The following is a 15,216-nucleotide window of genomic DNA, read 5'->3' as shown; positions in this document are numbered from 1 at the left end:
GACGCCGAGCTACGCCGTGCGAGCCTTCAGCAGGTCGGCGCGCTCGGGGTGCTGCTCGAACCACTGCGCCACGTACCAGCACATCGGCACCACGTGGTAGTTCGTGTTCTGCTCGACGTCGTCGACCGCGAACTCCACGATCTTGCCCGCGAGTCCACGCCCCCGGAGGTTCGGGTTGGTGAAGGTGCGCGTCATCGACAGCGAGTCGCCGAGCACCGTGTAGTCGACGACGCTGGCGATCTGGCCGTCCACGCGGAGTACGTAGCGGTGGGCATCCGGTTCGTGAGCGTATTCCTCGGCCATGCTTTCAGCGTAGGTCGGATGCCCCGACCGAGCCCGCCGAGCCGCTCACGTGCGCCTCGCGGTAACGTGACAGCGAGCCGAAGGAGGAGCCGATGACCGACTTGCCCGCCACTCACGAGGAGCTGCTCGCACGCATCCCCGTTCCTGATGGAGCGAAGCTCGAGGGATCCTCCATCACGTACGGGCACGACGGCATTGAGCTGAACGGATATGTCGCTCACGATGCGGCGGCGCAGGAGCCGCGGCCGGGCATCCTCATCGTGCCGGACTGGCTGGGTGTAGGCCCGAACGCGGAACTGCGTGCTCAGATGCTCGCACGACTCGGCTACGTCGCCTTCGTCGCCGACGTCTACGGGGCGGATGTTCGGCCTAGCCACGAAGAGGCGCCCGCGCTGGCAGGTCAGTACTACCGCGACCTTCCGCTGCTGCGAGCCCGTGTGCACGCGGCGTACGAGACGCTCGCCGAGCTGCCGCAGGTGGACGAGTCGCGCATCGCGGCGATCGGATACTGCTTCGGCGGATCCGCTGCGCTCGAGTTCGCGCGCACGGGAGCGGACATCCGTGGCGTCGTCTCGTTCCATGGACGCCTCATCGCGCACGACCCGAGCGACGCGGATGCCATCCGCGCCAAGCTGCTCATCCTCACCGGTGGTGCCGACCCCGTGGTGCCCGACTCCGACGTGCACGCGTTCCAGGATGAGCTGCGCGCCGTCCCGCACGTCGACTGGCAGGTCGTCACCTACAGCGGCGCGCCGCACGCGTTCACCGTTCCAGGCCAGAGCTACCGTCCGCTTGCGGATGCCCGCAGCTGGCGCGCGCAACTCGACTTCTTCGACGAAGTGCTCGCCTGACATGGCGGAGGCGGCTTCGCGGCAGGAGTCCCCGTCGCGGCCCAAGCCGAAGTCGGAGTCGAGGGCCGCATTCACCGAGCGCGGGTCGACGAAGAAGTGCGCATTCTGCGCGATCGTCGCGGGTGAGGCATCCGCTCGCGAGGTCTATCGGGACGACGACTTCGTCGCCTTCCTCGACGCGCATCCGGTGTTCGAGGGACACGTGCTGATGGTGCCGACGCGGCACGTGCAGACGTACGACGAACTGCCGGCCGAGCTCGCCGCGCCGTGGCTGCGTACGTCCCAGGCGCTCGTGCGCGCAGTGGAGAGCACGATGGATGCCGACGGCTCGCTTCTCATCGTCAACAACGTCGTCTCACAGTCGGTGCCCCATCTGCATTTGCATGTGATCCCGCGCTCGAAGGGCGACGGCCTGCGCTTCTGGCTTGGCCCACGGCACGCATACGCGTCGCCGGAGGAAGCGGATGCCGTGGCCGCGCGCATCCGCGCCGCTCTCGAGACCGCGCCCTGAGCGAGCACAGCGAGCCAAAGCCCGCGCGATTTCGAGCCGCCCCTGCGCGCCTGATATAGTCGTCAGGTTGATCGGACTGCGAATGTTCCGGTCTGCGCCCCACGCGCCATTAGCTCAACGGATAGAGCATCTGACTACGGATCAGAAGGTTGGGGGTTCGAATCCCTCATGGCGCACACTGTGTTGAGACAGTAGGAAACGGCTCGCGAAAGCGGGCCGTTTTCGTTTAAACCTGGAGTGATAGGAAGTCGCCTGTCGATGCGCCGACAGTGCAGATATCGTTCGCTCGAAGGGGCATCAGGTCCTCGTTTCTTGCGCTAAGGGCTAGGCCCCACAACTTCGCTTGAATTACACCGTTGTATGTTCAAGTAGACGAGGCTTTACTTGAATAGAGCAGCTCTAGAGTCAAGAGGACTTGAAGCCCATATGGACGCTCGTAGGTTCAGGAACAGCCCGATAGGCGATCTCATCCCGATCAAAGGGACCGATGGACAGGGCGTGTCATACGAGCACTTCGCATTCGCGGCGCACCCTTTGAGTGCTGCGCCGGACCTAAGTACCTCGACCTGGGCCCGCGTGTCCGCTGCGAATCGCGCTCTGGGACGACTGCAGCAGGGCTCACTGCTCATCATCAATCCCGGCCTTCTCAGGCAACCAACTCTCCGCCGCGAGGCGCAGAGTACTTCCGCTCTGGAGGGGACTTACGCACCACTCGAGGACGTGCTAGCAGCAGACGTGATTGAAGGGAGCAAACGCTCGCCGGCACTCAACGAAGTGCTCAACTACGTTGCAGCTGCCGAAAGCGGCTTCGCCTGGGTTCAGCAGCAGCGGCCCATCACGCCTGGGTTCTTGTGCGAGTTGCACCGCATGCTGGTGTCAGGGACTGCGGCGGACACGGTTGAAGCGGGGCGGATCAGACGTGTCCAGGTTGTGATTGGGGCCCGAGGGCGACGGGTCGAAGATGCACGGTTCATCCCCATGCCGGAAGGGCCAGCTCTCGACGCCGGAGTTCGCGATCTCGTCACGTGGATGCAAACACCCCAACTGCATCTCGATCCCATCGTTGCCACAGCCATGGCCCACTATCAGTTCGAGACGCTGCACCCGTTCAACGACGGCAATGGCCGCATTGGGCGGCTGCTCATTGTCTTACAGCTCGTATCGCTTGGCGTTCTGCCCGAGGGTCTCCTGAGCGTGTCCCCTTGGTTCGAGCAGCGAAGGGAGGAATATCAAGATTTGCTCTCCGGGGTGAGTGCTGACGGTGTCTGGGATGATTGGGTCGCCTTCTTCGCGAGAGCCATCGAGGTATCCGCGATCGATTCGGCAGACCGAATTCGTCGTCTTCTAGACCTACAGAGCCGCTACCACGAGATTTTGCGCGAGGCCGGGGCCCGGGGCGCGGTCAGGGACATCGTCGACATCCTGATCGGGTCGCCGTTCGTCAACATTCCCAATCTGCGGGACGCGACCGGCATGACCTACCAGGCCGTCAGCAATGCTGTTCACAGGCTTGTCGAGCTAGGCATCCTCGAACAACGCCAATCGGCGGGGGTCATGGCCTTCCGGACACCAGCCGTGGTAGAGATCGTCTCCGCTCCTAGTTCTGCCGATTAGCAAGTCCCTCGCCCAGCGATTGCGGGTTTAGACGAGTCGTGGCCGAAGTCGTGGGGACCGCTCGCACTCGAACGTGGGGTTTCGAAGATCGGTAACAGCCATCCGCTCCGTCCCACCACCACCCGTCTGGTCTAATCGAGTGATGACGCCGCGCCCGTTCAGCAGACTTCCGAAGGCCGAACCCGGGGACAGGGTCGCGATCCTCTCGCCGGCCTTCGCCGCTCCTGCGGTGTCGGAGGCCGTTCACGAGCAGGCGATGCGGCGGCTCACGGAGGCGACCGGCCTCGTCCCGGTCGAGTATCCTACGACGCGTCAACTGGGTGCCAGCGCCGAGGCTCGAGCCGCGGACGTCACGGCCGCCTTCGGGGATCCGACGATCAAAGCCGTGCTCGCGACCATCGGCGGCGATGACCAGATCACGGTGGTCCCGCACATCGACGCCGATGTGCTCGCAGCGAACCCGAAGCCGTTCCTCGGCTACAGCGACAACACGAACCTGCACAACCTGCTGTGGAGCCTCGGCGTCCCGAGCTTCTACGGCGGGTCGACGCAGGTGCATCTCGGTCCCGGGCCGCACCTCGACGACGTGCACGAGCTTTCGTTGCGCGCCGCGTTGCTGGACGGCGGGGTGATCGAGTTGACGGAACCGGGCGAGTCCGAGGATTTCGGCCGGCCCTGGACGGATCCGCGCGCCCTGAGTGAGTTCGGTGCGCGCGAGCCGAGCGAGCCGTGGACCTGGGCCGGTCCCAGTGCCGTCGTTGAAGGCCGCACGTGGGGCGGTTGCATCGAGGTCATCGACCAGATCGCCGTGGCGGATCGGATGCCGTCTGCCGAGGACCTCGCCGGCGCGATACTTCTGCTGGAGACGAGCGAGGAGCTGCCGCCCGCAGACGAGGTGAAGCGATGGGTTCGAGCGCTCGGTGAGCGAGGCGTTCTGGAACAGGTCGCCGGAGTGCTCGTGGCTCGGCCGCCGGTCAGTGAACTGAACTCATCCGTCCCCGGCCCTGACGAGCGCGCACGACTTCGCGCCGCTCAACGCGACACGATCATCGAGCAGGTCACGCGCTACAACCCCGATGCAGTCGTCTGCGTCGGCGTGCCGTTCGGCCACACTCGACCGCAATGGATCGTGCCGTACGGAAGAACCATCCGGCTCGACGGCGAACGCCGCACGGTAACCGCCGACTACAACTGACGAGACGCTGCGCGCATCTATCGCACGGCGGCGACCGCCTCGATTTCGACGAGCTGGTCTTCCCAGCCCAAGACGGTCACACCGAACAGGGTGCTTGGCACATCGTGGTCGCCGAACTCGTTCTCCACGACATCCCAGGCCGCGCTGAGGTCGTCCCGCAGGGCTGAGGCCACCAAGACCCGGGTGAACACGACGTCGCTGATGTCGGCACCGGCCTCCCGGAGCGCGATGTGCATGTTCTCCAGGCACTTATGGGTCTGGCCCCGGATGTCGCCGACGGCCGCGATGGATCCGTCGGCATTGAGCGGGCAAGTCCCGGCGAGATAGACCATGCGCGCGTCCGCTGGAGCAGTCGCAGCGTACGCGTACGGAGCCCCTTGGAACAGCTCGGATGATCGGATGAGTCGTGCATTACCTGCCATTGACGTGCCCCCACGAGTTCGATTGGCGCCGACCTCATGCTGGCATGGGGTATTCGCGCTCGTAACAGTTTCTGCTCGTAGCAGTGCGCGTTCGATTCAGCGGTGCGCGGCGGTCGCCTCGCTCACCCACCTGGCGTGCAACGCCCACGGGTCGTCGACCCCGGCACTCAGCGCATGCACGTGATCGACGAGTTCCGGCGCCAGCGTGAACCACTCGCTGTTGCCCAGCCGCCACTGGGCGAATTGCTCGTGGCGTTGCCGTTCGCGGGCGCGTCCGCCGCGTTCGAGGGCGACCAGCTCCTCGTGCCACAGCTGCCGCATGCGTCGACCGAGGTTTGCGGTCGTGCCGATCTTCATCCGATCGCCGAACCGGATGTAGTAGACCACCTCCACGCGGGGTGGCGGCAGCTCGGCATCCGGCGCCGTTCCGTATACCCACTCGCACACCGCGCAGACCCAGCCAGACGGGTAACGGATGCCTACCCGCGAGCCGCAGGCGAGGCAGGGCGACGGCAGCACGTCCTCCACACCGAAGAGACGCTCCGCCCAGTCACCCGCGGCAGCGAGGTGTGCAACACACAACGGGACGGGAGCGTCGGCCACCGCCGGCTCATCGCACCCGGGGAAGCAGCAGTTCACCGGCGAAGAGTCTCACCAGCCGCCGACGTCGCGTTCCTCCGCTCCGCCGCCACCGAGCCGTTCTGCAGATGCTCGTAGACCACGGTCGTGCGCACGTTGGCGATCTCTTTGCGCTGGGTGAGGCGGTCGATGACGAAGGTGTACAGGCTGTCGTTGTCGGGCACCGCGACGTGCACGATGAAGTCGTCGTCGCCGGTGATCACGAACAGTCCGAGCACCTCGGGCAGTGTGGCCGCCCAGTCGCGGAAGGCCTCGATGTTGGCGCGCGACGGAGGCCGGATGCGCACGTTGATAAGCGCCTGCACCGGCCTGCCCAGTTTCGCGAGATCGAGCTCGAGGCGTGCGCCCCGGATGACTCCTCGCGCGATGAGCGACTTAGTGCGGTCGAGTGCGGTAGTCGGAGATACCCCGACCGCCGCTGCCACCTCGCGGTTGGTGCGCCGAGCATTCGACTGCAATTGGGCCAGGATCGCCGTATCAAGTTCGTCGAGAGGCTCCATGGGACTTTCACTTCCGTACTAAATGCGGATGTCCTGCGTTGCGTCCGCGCTTCTGTCTATCATCGTTGCACATTGCCGAGTTCTATACGTCAGGAGACCTCTTGCTCACGGAATCGTTCGGCTTCGCCGAGGATGAGATCGACACGTCGGCGCCGACGCGCTCGGCCCGTCTCAAATGGGTTGTCGTCGTCGATGGCGAACTCGAGCCCGGCCGAGCCGTGAATGCCGCGGCGTGCGTCGCGGCAGCGACGGGCAGGGCCGTGAGCGGGATGCTCGGACCCGACGCGCTCGACGCGGACGGCGCCGTGCATCCGGGTCTGCCCTGGGCGGGATGCACGGTGCTTTCGGCCGATCGGCAACAGCTCAAGGCGATCAGGAGCAAGGCGGCTACCCATGACGATGTGCTCGTCGTGGACATGCCCGTGGATGCTCAACTCACGCGCGTCTACGACGAATATCTGAGCAGCGTGTCTGCCAAGGGATCCGGCGAGCTCGAGTACCACGCGCTGGGCATCGTCGGCCCGCGGAACCGGGTGGATCGCATGGTGGGCCGGTTGCCGCTCATGGCCTGACCTGCAACGAACCGGTCACGCCGTTGCGTCGTTCGTCCCGTCCTCCTCGGCACCGTCGATCAGCAGGAAGAGTCCTGCGTATGGGGGCAGGCTCACGGAGAAGCTGTTGAGGTCGTCCACACGGCCGATCTCATCGTTCGTCTCGACGTCAATGACCCGGCGCCGTGGCGTCAGCACATCGGAGCGCACCGTGCCCTCGATGGTCTCGTCGCTGAAGTTCAGCACCGTGACCTGCTCACGAGCGTCCGCACGTGACACATCCCCGTCGTCCAGCCGGTGCACCATGACGAGCATCCCGGGATGCGCCACATCGGGAACGTCGATCTGACTGGCGACATCGATGCAGTAATCGGTACGCACTCGAAGGATGCGCCTGAGCCGGTTCGCGAACGAGTCCCGCCTCGCCAGCTGGCTGGTCAGCGAGCCGAAGAGCGACCGGCCACGCGGCATGCCGGAGGCCGACGTGGTAGCCGCGGGATTAGCATCCGTCACGTCATGCGCACCACGGTGGATCCAGCGCGTGTCTCCCGTGGAGATGAGGTCGCGCACCTGCTCGGCCGGCAGCGGCAGCAGGCCAAGCAGATCCCAGGCCGAGAGGGCGAACACGCCAGGCTGCCAAGCATTGAACATGGCAAGCAGCAGCTGTGCCCGGCAGATGCCGTCGATGTCGTCGTCGTCGATGGAATCCAGGCTCTTGAATCCCTGCACGGCCGCGATCACGGATGCCGTCGTGCACGCGATCCCGTTCGTCGTGAACACGAGGTTGTACGGGGCATCCTCGCCCGTGAGCTTCGCGAGCATGTCGGCCCGGATGGTCTCGGCGAGCTCGGCCCCCGTGACTTCCTCGCCACGGAAAGGGAACAGGTCCGAGCGGTGGCGTGCGGCCCAGTGCACGAGCTCGTAGGTGAGTTCGTCGTGGTTCTGCATGGCGTGCACGAGCCCGGCGGGATCCACGCCGGCGGCGAGCGCGGTGCGCAGCGTCAGGCGGAGGAACTCGGTGTCGGCGGTGGCGAAGGCGTGGTGGTAGGCGGGACGGTTGATGAAGTCGTAGGAAAGATCGGCACCCACCCTGCTGGTGTCGCGGATCTCCTCGACGCTGAGGTTCAGCTCCTGGAAGGTGAAGCCGCCCACCTTGCGCACCATGCTGCCGATGAGATGATTCGCGGCCTCGGAGAGCGGATGCCCCTCAGACCAGCCGGGCAGCCCCTCAGCGCTCTTCTCCACGCCCAGGAATCCGTTGGCATCGAGACGCAGCGCACTCGAGCCGAGGTCGCCAAGCGAGTGCAACGCATCGCCGATCACCAGGCGCATGCCCGCGAACGTGGGGTCGAGCCAGTTGATCGATGGCTGCCCCTGCTTGAAGTAGTGCAGGTATACCCAACGGCGCGTTCGTCCGTCGACCCCGACCGTCGGGGCCGTGACGCTCCAGTTGGTCTCCTTCACCCCGGGGGCGTAGAAGATCACACGCTGCAGCTGGCCGATGATGTAACCGCGCTCGGCCAACTGCTCCTCGGTGTCGGCGTCGAGGTTCACGGCGTCCCGCCCCTCTGGCACGTCGGGCAGCAGCGACCAGTCCTCCTCAGGGATCTCCACCATGTGGTAGATGCCCGGGTAGTCCTTGTACGCCATCTCGGCCAAGCGGAAGTCGGCGCCCTTGCCGGTGTGGCCGGGCACGATGTCGTCGATGACTATGCCACCGTGCCGTTCGGCCACGTCACACAGCAACCGGAACTCGTCCTCCTGCCCGAAGACCGGATCGATCTGCGTGCTGATGCGGTCGAAGTGGCCGTCGATGCTCGCCGTCTGCACCCAGCCAGTGATGCCGCCGGCCTGCTTGACGGGGCCGGTATGCACAGCGTTGATGCCGATCGACTCGAACGCGCGCCACAGTCCCTCGTCGCCGAGTGCGCCGAGGTAGGACTGGCCAGGCCGTGTGATCAGCGAGATCGGGTAGGCCGTGAACCACACGGAGGCAGAGCGGATGGCGCGCCTCGCGTCGGGACGCGCGTACGGATTGCGCCACATGCTCGGCTGGCCGGAAAGCCCCCGGCCCAGCACCTCAGCGTCGCCCAGCATCGACTGGCGCTTCAGCCATTCGACGTAGGACGGGTTGGATGCGTCTGCCGAGCGTGGATCCGAGAAGGAGCGACGGATACCGCTGGCCCGCAGCTGGGCACGTGGCCGTAGACGATGCGGCCGTGCCGGGTACCGCTCCTCGTCGTAGCTGATCTCGGGCGCCTCGTTCGCCTCCTCGACCACGGTCCGTGCCTCATCCTGCACGTCGCCGGCCAGCCGTTCTGTGATCTGCTCCGATTCGTTCATGCCTGCATCTCGTTCTCGTTGCTGCCGATGTTGCGCTCCACGATGACCTCACTGGCGTCTTGTTCGCTGGGAGTGCTTGCCGTCGTGTCGACCACAACGAGTGAATGTCCGCCGAGACGAATTCCGGATGCGGCCGACTCGTGCTCACCGAACGAGGCCAGTACGACGGCATCCTCTCGCAGTGGGACGGTCGCCCGGGCGTTCGCGAAGTTGACCGCGACCGCCGTATCGGATCTGCGCAGCACGAGCCATCCTTCATCCTGGTCCGCGTCGACCCGTATCGTGCCGAAACGAGGATCGGTCAGACCCCGTCTCGCCCGGCGGATGCCCGCGAGTCGCCGATAGAACGCGAGCAGGCGAGCATGCCTGCCGCCCTCCGCCTCAGCCCAGTCGAGCTTGGACCTGCGGAACGTCTCCGGGTCCTGCGGATCGGGCACGATCGATTCGTCCCAGCCCATTTGTGCGAACTCTGCCTTCCGGCCGCTCGCCGTGGCCTCGGCCAGTTCCGGCTCGGGATGCGACGTGAAGAACTGCCACGGGGTGGATGCTGCCCACTCCTCGCCCATGAAGAGCATCGGCGTGAACGGGCCGAGCAGGGTGAGCGCCGCCGCGATCGCGAGTTGCCCGTCGTCAAGGCTGCTGCTGAGCCGGTCGCCCGCGGCCCGGTTGCCGACCTGGTCGTGATCCTGATTGAAGACGACGAGCCGACTGGTGGGCATCGTGAGCGTATCGATGGGCCTGCCGTGGTGCCTGCCGCGGAACGTCGACATCGTGCCGTCGTGGAAGAAGCCGTGCGTCAGCACCTTCGCAAGCACGTCGAGCCCTGCGAAGTCGGCGTAGTAGCCGCTGACCTCACCGGTCAGCGCGACGTGCAGCGCGTGATGGAAGTCGTCGCTCCACTGGGCGTCGAGCCCGTAGCCGTGCGCCTCGCGAGAGGTGATCAGCCGCGGATCGTTCAGGTCCGATTCGGCGATGAGGGTGAGCGGGCGCCGAAGGTGGGCGGACAGCCTCGACACCTCGACGGCCAGTTCTTCGAGGATGTGCGTGGCGCGCGTGTCTGCCAGCGCGTGCACGGCATCCAGGCGCAGCCCGTCGACGTGGTAGTCGTTCAACCACATCAGCGCGTTGTCGATGATGTACCTGCGCACCTCGTCTGAGCCAGGACCTTCGAGGTTCACGGAACTGCCCCACGTGTTCGCCTTGTCGTCGCGCAGGTACGGGCCGAACTTCGGCAGGTAGTTGCCGCTCGGGCCGAGGTGGTTGTAGACGACGTCCTGGATGACTCCGATGCCGGCGGCATGACAGGCGTTCACGAAGCGCTGATACGCCTCCGGTCCGCCGTACGGCTCGTGCACCGCGTACCAGAGCACGCCGTCGTAGCCCCAGTTGTGCGGGCCGTTGAAGTCGTTCACGGGCAGCACCTCGACGAAGTCGACGCCGAGCGCACGCAAGTGGTCGAGGCGCGCGGCCGCGGCATCCAAGGTGCCCTCCGGGGTGAACGTGCCGATGTGCAGCTCGTAGACGATCGAGCCCGCGAGCGGTCGTCCCGTCCACGCCCCGTCCGACCATTCGAACGCCGATGGGTCGAAGGTCTGCGACAACCCGTGCACGCCCTCAGGTTGGCGGCGCGACCGCGGGTCGGGGAACGGTCCGTCGCCATCGATCGCGTAGCCGTAATCGATCGGATACGGTTGCCGGCTGTCCAGACCTTCGCTGCTCGATGGCCGCCACCACCCGTCTCTGCGGCTGTCACGGACGAGCGGATGCCGCGCCTCGCCGATCACGAGGTCGACGCTGGAGGCCCTGGGTGCCCACACCTCGAAGGTCATGAGGCGTCCCCTCCTTCCGCTTGCGTGTCCGATTGCGGTGCTCCGTCCGCCCGCTCCGCCGTGGTCAGCAGCGCGACCGGATAGCGGCCGAGCAGCTCGGCGAGCCGGATGCCTCCGCCCGAGTACTCCTGCCCGGTGAGCACGTCGACGAGCGCGCTGCCAGGCGGCTCGATCACGGTGTCGCGCCATCCGCCCGACTCGGTCAGGGTGTGCGGAAGGCGGGTGGCGACCGCGATGACGCCGCCACGGTCGAAGGCCACGACGTGGTCGCGCGCTGCACCCACCGCCTCGGTCGGCCGGTAGTAGATGAACCGCTCGGGATGCTCCCGCCTCAGACGCAGGGCACGTGTCGTCACGAGCAGCTTGGCCGCGCCGCTGTCGTCGAGCGGGGGCAGCCATCCGTCGTCGATGCGCTCCAGCAGTGCCGCTCGGGCCGCGAAGTCGATCGGCCGACGGTTGTCCGGATCGACCAGCGAGCGCTCCCAGAACTCGCTGCCCTGGTAGACATCCGGAATGCCCGGAGCAGCGAGCTGCAGCAGCTTCGCGCTGAGCCCGTTGACGAGGCCGGCGGAGGCGATCGCGGCGACGGTCTGCTCGATCACGGATGCCACGCGCGGGTCGTCGAAGACCGCGTCGATCGCGGCGTGCATGCGCGCCTCGAACTCGGCATCCGGACCGGTCCAGTTCGTCGACGTGCCTGCTTCGCGGGCCGCCTTCTCGGCGTAGGCGTGCAGCCTCTGCCTCGACGCCGGCCATGCGCCGACGACTGCCTGCCAGATGAGATTCTCGAGCACGGGATCGTCGAAACCGGCGGCCTCGTGCAGCCGGGTCAGTGTCTCGGCCCACAGTTCTGGGCGTTCGGACAGCGACGTGATGCGTGCCCGCACGTCTTCGCCACGCTTGGTGTCGTGGGTCGACAAGGTCGTCATGGACAGGGGGAACGCGGCCTGCCTGCGCGCCTGCCGCTCGTGGAACGTGACCGTGTCGATGGCGAACTCGCTCGGGTCGCCGCCCACCTCGTTGAGCGACGTCAACGTCGCGAACCTGTAGAAGGCGGTGTCTTCGACGCCCTTGGCCATGACCATGCCCGAGGTCTGCTGAAAACGCACGGCGGCCGGATGACCAGGGTCGGCGAGCACTGCCACGACGGCGTCGATCGCCTCGCTCAGGTCGGGCCTCTCTGCACGTGCGGCCGCGGCCGCCTGCCTGAGGTGCGCTTCGCCGATGGGCAGATAGGTGCGATAGACCGGCATGGCGGCGAGCAGTTCGATGAGCGCCTGCGCGAGGTCGGCATCCGAATGCGTTCCCTCGAGGCCGGGATTGCGGCGCAGCTCTCGCACCAGGCGGTTCACTTCGGAGCGAAGGATGCCCTCGGCCACCGAGCGCTTCGTGCCGAGGATCAGTTGCTGCCACCGTTCACTCACGGAGCCGTCGTCAGGCTCCTGCGTCGCGTGGAGTTGCCATTCCGCCCGTTCAAGGCCCGCTCGGCCGCGAGGGTCGACGAGGATGCGGTCGAAGTCGCCGAGAGCGTCGTACCCGGTGGTTCCGCACGTCATCCAGTTGCCGGGCAGCACCTCGTCGCCCTCGAGGATCTTCTCCACCCACACGGGCGCGCCGCCCGTCAACGCGGCCAGTCGATCAAGGTAGCCGCGCGGGTCCGCGAGGCCGTCCGGGTGATCCACCCGGAGTCCGTCGGCGAGCCCGTCCCTGAACCAGCGACCGATCTCCGCGTGCGACTCATCGAACACGCTCGCCTCCTCGACGCGGATCGCCGCCAGCGTGTTGACCGCGAAGAAACGGCGGTAGTTCAGCTCGGCATCCGCGCGACGCCAGTTGACCAGCTCGTAGTGCTGGCGATCGTGCACGGCCCGAGGGCTGTCTCCGTCGCGAGCCGTGCCTTCAGCGATCGGGTACCGGTTGTCGTAGTACGCGAGCACGCCGTGCTCGATGCGCAGGCGGTCCAGTTCGTCATCGCCGTCGCCGAGCACGGGAATCCGGATGCGGCCGTCCGCGGCATCCCAGTCGACATCGAAGGCCCCGGCGAATCGGGACTCCTTGCCGTGCTGAAGCAGATCCCACCACCACGCATTCAGCTCGGGCGTCGCCACCCCCATGTGGTTGGGCACGATGTCAATGAGGATGCCCATGCCTTCGGCGCGCGCGGCATCCGCGACTCGGGAGAATGCCTCGGCTCCTCCGCGCTCGGGGTCGATCAGGGAGTGATCGATCACGTCGTAGCCGTGCATTGAGCCGGGCTCTGCGCGGAGCAGAGGGGAGAGGTAGACCCAGCCCACCCCGAGGCGCCCCAGGTAGCTGCACAGCGAAGCGGCGTCGCCGAGCGTGAATTCCGACGTGATCTGAAGGCGATACGTGGACGTCGGCATGCTCGTCACGAGCCGCTCCTGACGGAACGCAGAAGCGTGAACGTGCGGCCACCGAGAATCAGCGTCGTGTGGTCGCGGTCGGCTGACTGCTCTTCATCGCTGGAGACCACTAGTCGCCACGGTGTGCCAGGCGCAGGGGGCAGCTTGAACTCCACGCCGTTCTCGGCCGAATTCAGGAGAAGAGCGAACGAGTCTCCGCCCTCGTGGTGAAGCACGAAGGTGACCGATCGCACATCCGGGTTCTCCCAGTCCTCCGTTTCGAAGGGCTGCCCGTCGGAGCGCACCACGAGCACGGTATCGCTCGCGCCCATTTCGGGCGCCTGCCGGTACCAGGCCGGTCGCAGCGCGGCGTTGTTGCGTCGCAGCTTCACGAGCTCGGAGGTGAACCGGAACATGTCGTCGTCCGCGTGTTCCCAGTCGAACCACGAGATCTCGTTGTCCTGGCAGTACGCGTTGTTGTTGCCGCGCTGCGTTCTGCCCAGCTCGTCTCCGCCCAGGATCATCGGAACACCGGCGGAGAGCAGCAGCGTGGCCATCAGGTTCCGCTGCTGCGTGCGTCTCCGGGCGTTCACCTCAGGGTCGTTCGTCGGTCCTTCGACACCGCAGTTCGTCGAGCGGTTGTCGTCTTCGCCGTCGTTTCCGTCTTCGCCGTTGGCCTCGTTGTGCTTGTGCTCGTACGAGGTGAGGTCGACGAGCGTGAAGCCATCGTGCGCCGTGACGAAGTTCACGCTCGAGAGGGGCGAGCGGCGGGAGGCCTCGTAGACGTCTGGGCTGCCGAGCACGCGCTGCGACACGGTGCCGAGCACGTTGTCGGCGCCGTTCCAGAAGTCGCGCACGTCGTCACGGAACTTTCCGTTCCATTCGGACCACGTGGCGGGGAAGCCGCCGAGTTGGTAGCCGGCGGTATCCCACGGCTCGGCGATCATCTTGACGGAAGCCAGCACGGGATCCTGCTCGGTGAGCGTGAGGAAAGCGCTGTGCAGTTCGGCCGAGCCGTCCTGCCTGGTCAGCGTGGTGGCGAGGTCGAACCGGAACCCGTCGACGTGCATCTCTGTCACCCAGTACCGAAGCGAATCCATGATGAGGCGAAGCGCGGCGGGATGCCCGACGTTGAGGCTGTTGCCGGTTCCCGTGGTGTCGAAGTACGACGCCGGATCGTCATCCACCAGGCGGTAGTACGCACCGTTGTCGATTCCCTTGAACGACAGAGTCGGTCCCAGGTGATTGCCTTCGGCGGTGTGGTTGTAGACCACGTCGAGAATGACCTCGATGCCTGCGCGGTGCAGGGCCTGCACCATGCGCTTGAACTCGTCGACCTGGCCGCCGTCGTCGCCCGCGGCCGAATAGCCGGAGTGCGGCGCGAAGAACCCGATGGAGTTGTAGCCCCAGTAGTTGCTCAGCCCCTTCTCCAGCAGGTGGTTGTCGAGCACGTACTGGTGAACGGGCAGGAGCTCGACCGCGGTGACGCCCAACCGAGTGAAGTGGTCGATGGCCGCCGGATGCGCCAGCCCGGCATAGGTGCCGCGCAGGTGCTCAGGCACGTCGGGGTGCAGCTTCGTGAACCCCTTCACGTGCGTCTCGTAAATGACCGTCTCCGACAGGGGAGTGCCCGGTGGTGCGTCGTGCGCCCAGTCGAATTCCGCGCTCGTCACGACGCAACGCGGCACGGAAGAGGCATCGTCGGACTCGTCCATCACGAGCGGATCGTCGAGCTTGTGTCCGAAGACGCTGGGGCCCCACTCGTATCCACCCTCGATCGCCCGTGCATACGGGTCGAGCAGGAGCTTTTTCGGGTTGTGCCGCAAGCCTCGAGCGGGATCCCATTCGCCGTGCACCCGCAGGCCGTACCTGGTGCCGACGCCCATGCCGGGCACCTGGCCGTGGAACACGTGCCCGGTGCGCTCGGTCAGCGGAAAGCGGCTCTCCTGGTCGCCGTGGAAGATGCACACCTCGACGGCGTCCGCCGTTTCCGAGTACACGGCGACATTCGCGCATCCTTCCAACAGCGACACACCGAGCGGGTAGGGATGGGAGCGCGATGACGTCACACGCCCGATTCTCCACGCAGGGTTGC

12 protein-coding genes, 1 tRNA gene and 1 pseudogene are annotated in these 15,216 nt (G+C 66.3%); 6 read left to right on the top strand and 8 right to left on the bottom strand.

Annotated elements, in window-relative coordinates; translation table 11 throughout:
* Positions 1-9 precede the first annotated feature (9 nt).
* A pseudogene (locus ACO2Q7_RS14590) lies at positions 10-309 on the bottom strand (GNAT family N-acetyltransferase); the annotation flags it as partial.
* An 86-nt stretch (positions 310-395) separates the two neighbouring features.
* On the opposite strand from ACO2Q7_RS14590, the gene ACO2Q7_RS14585 reads away from it, so the two are divergent.
* The 5 genes from ACO2Q7_RS14585 to ACO2Q7_RS14565 all read left to right on the top strand — a co-directional run bounded on the left by ACO2Q7_RS14585 (position 396) and on the right by ACO2Q7_RS14565 (position 4,474).
* The gene (locus ACO2Q7_RS14585) at positions 396-1,154 is read left to right on the top strand and encodes a dienelactone hydrolase family protein (RefSeq protein ID WP_423356425.1); all 759 of its coding nucleotides are present in this window, start codon (positions 396-398) and stop codon (positions 1,152-1,154) included.
* 1 nt (position 1,155) lies between these two features.
* On the top strand, positions 1,156-1,665 hold the full coding sequence (locus tag ACO2Q7_RS14580) for an HIT family protein (RefSeq protein WP_423356424.1): 510 nt from the start codon (positions 1,156-1,158) through the stop codon (positions 1,663-1,665).
* Between the two features lie 103 nt (positions 1,666-1,768).
* Positions 1,769-1,841 (top strand) — tRNA-Arg (locus ACO2Q7_RS14575).
* A gap of 250 nt (positions 1,842-2,091) precedes the next feature.
* Positions 2,092-3,279 (top strand): Fic family protein, encoded by a 1,188-nt coding sequence (locus ACO2Q7_RS14570; protein WP_423356423.1) that lies wholly within the window; start codon positions 2,092-2,094, stop codon positions 3,277-3,279.
* A gap of 142 nt (positions 3,280-3,421) precedes the next feature.
* Positions 3,422-4,474 carry a S66 family peptidase gene (locus tag ACO2Q7_RS14565; RefSeq protein ID WP_423356422.1) on the top strand — a complete coding sequence of 351 codons (1,053 nt, stop codon included), beginning with the start codon at positions 3,422-3,424 and terminating at the stop codon, positions 4,472-4,474.
* A gap of 17 nt (positions 4,475-4,491) precedes the next feature.
* Here ACO2Q7_RS14565 and ACO2Q7_RS14560 read toward each other — a convergent pair whose 3' ends face one another.
* From ACO2Q7_RS14560 to ACO2Q7_RS14550, 3 genes are all read right to left on the bottom strand, one after another.
* A complete protein-coding gene (locus ACO2Q7_RS14560) occupies positions 4,492-4,896 on the bottom strand; it encodes a RidA family protein (RefSeq protein WP_423356421.1) in 405 nt (134 codons plus the stop codon).
* Between the two features lie 96 nt (positions 4,897-4,992).
* Positions 4,993-5,499: a GIY-YIG nuclease family protein gene (locus tag ACO2Q7_RS14555; RefSeq protein ID WP_423356420.1), complete on the bottom strand. Its 507-nt coding sequence runs from the start codon at positions 5,497-5,499 to the stop codon at positions 4,993-4,995.
* A gap of 32 nt (positions 5,500-5,531) precedes the next feature.
* A complete protein-coding gene (locus ACO2Q7_RS14550; protein ID WP_423356419.1) occupies positions 5,532-6,035 on the bottom strand; it encodes an Lrp/AsnC family transcriptional regulator in 504 nt (167 codons plus the stop codon).
* Between the two features lie 101 nt (positions 6,036-6,136).
* Between ACO2Q7_RS14550 and ACO2Q7_RS14545 the strand changes: the two genes are divergently transcribed.
* A complete protein-coding gene (locus ACO2Q7_RS14545) occupies positions 6,137-6,607 on the top strand; it encodes a DUF2000 domain-containing protein (RefSeq protein ID WP_423356418.1) in 471 nt (156 codons plus the stop codon).
* 15 nt (positions 6,608-6,622) lie between these two features.
* On the opposite strand, the gene treS is transcribed toward ACO2Q7_RS14545, so the two are convergent.
* The 4 genes from treS to glgX are packed head-to-tail and all read right to left on the bottom strand — an operon-like array spanning position 6,623 to position 15,190.
* The gene (gene treS / locus ACO2Q7_RS14540) at positions 6,623-8,929 is read right to left on the bottom strand and encodes a maltose alpha-D-glucosyltransferase (RefSeq protein WP_423356417.1); all 2,307 of its coding nucleotides are present in this window, start codon (positions 8,927-8,929) and stop codon (positions 6,623-6,625) included.
* On the bottom strand, positions 8,926-10,758 hold the full coding sequence (treZ, locus tag ACO2Q7_RS14535) for a malto-oligosyltrehalose trehalohydrolase (RefSeq protein ID WP_423356416.1): 1,833 nt from the start codon (positions 10,756-10,758) through the stop codon (positions 8,926-8,928). Before treZ ends, treS begins: the two co-directional genes overlap by 4 nt.
* Positions 10,755-13,142 (bottom strand): malto-oligosyltrehalose synthase, encoded by a 2,388-nt coding sequence (gene treY / locus ACO2Q7_RS14530; RefSeq protein ID WP_423356514.1) that lies wholly within the window; start codon positions 13,140-13,142, stop codon positions 10,755-10,757. The genes treZ and treY overlap by 4 nt, the downstream gene beginning before the upstream one ends.
* A 5-nt stretch (positions 13,143-13,147) precedes the next feature.
* The gene (gene glgX / locus ACO2Q7_RS14525; RefSeq protein ID WP_423356415.1) at positions 13,148-15,190 is read right to left on the bottom strand and encodes a glycogen debranching protein GlgX; all 2,043 of its coding nucleotides are present in this window, start codon (positions 15,188-15,190) and stop codon (positions 13,148-13,150) included.
* Positions 15,191-15,216 lie beyond the last annotated feature (26 nt).

It is taken from the genome of Rathayibacter sp. KR2-224 (assembly GCF_049446075.1).
GTDB lineage: Bacteria > Actinomycetota > Actinomycetes > Actinomycetales > Microbacteriaceae > Humibacter.
This window is presented reverse-complemented; position numbering and strand designations above follow the sequence as displayed.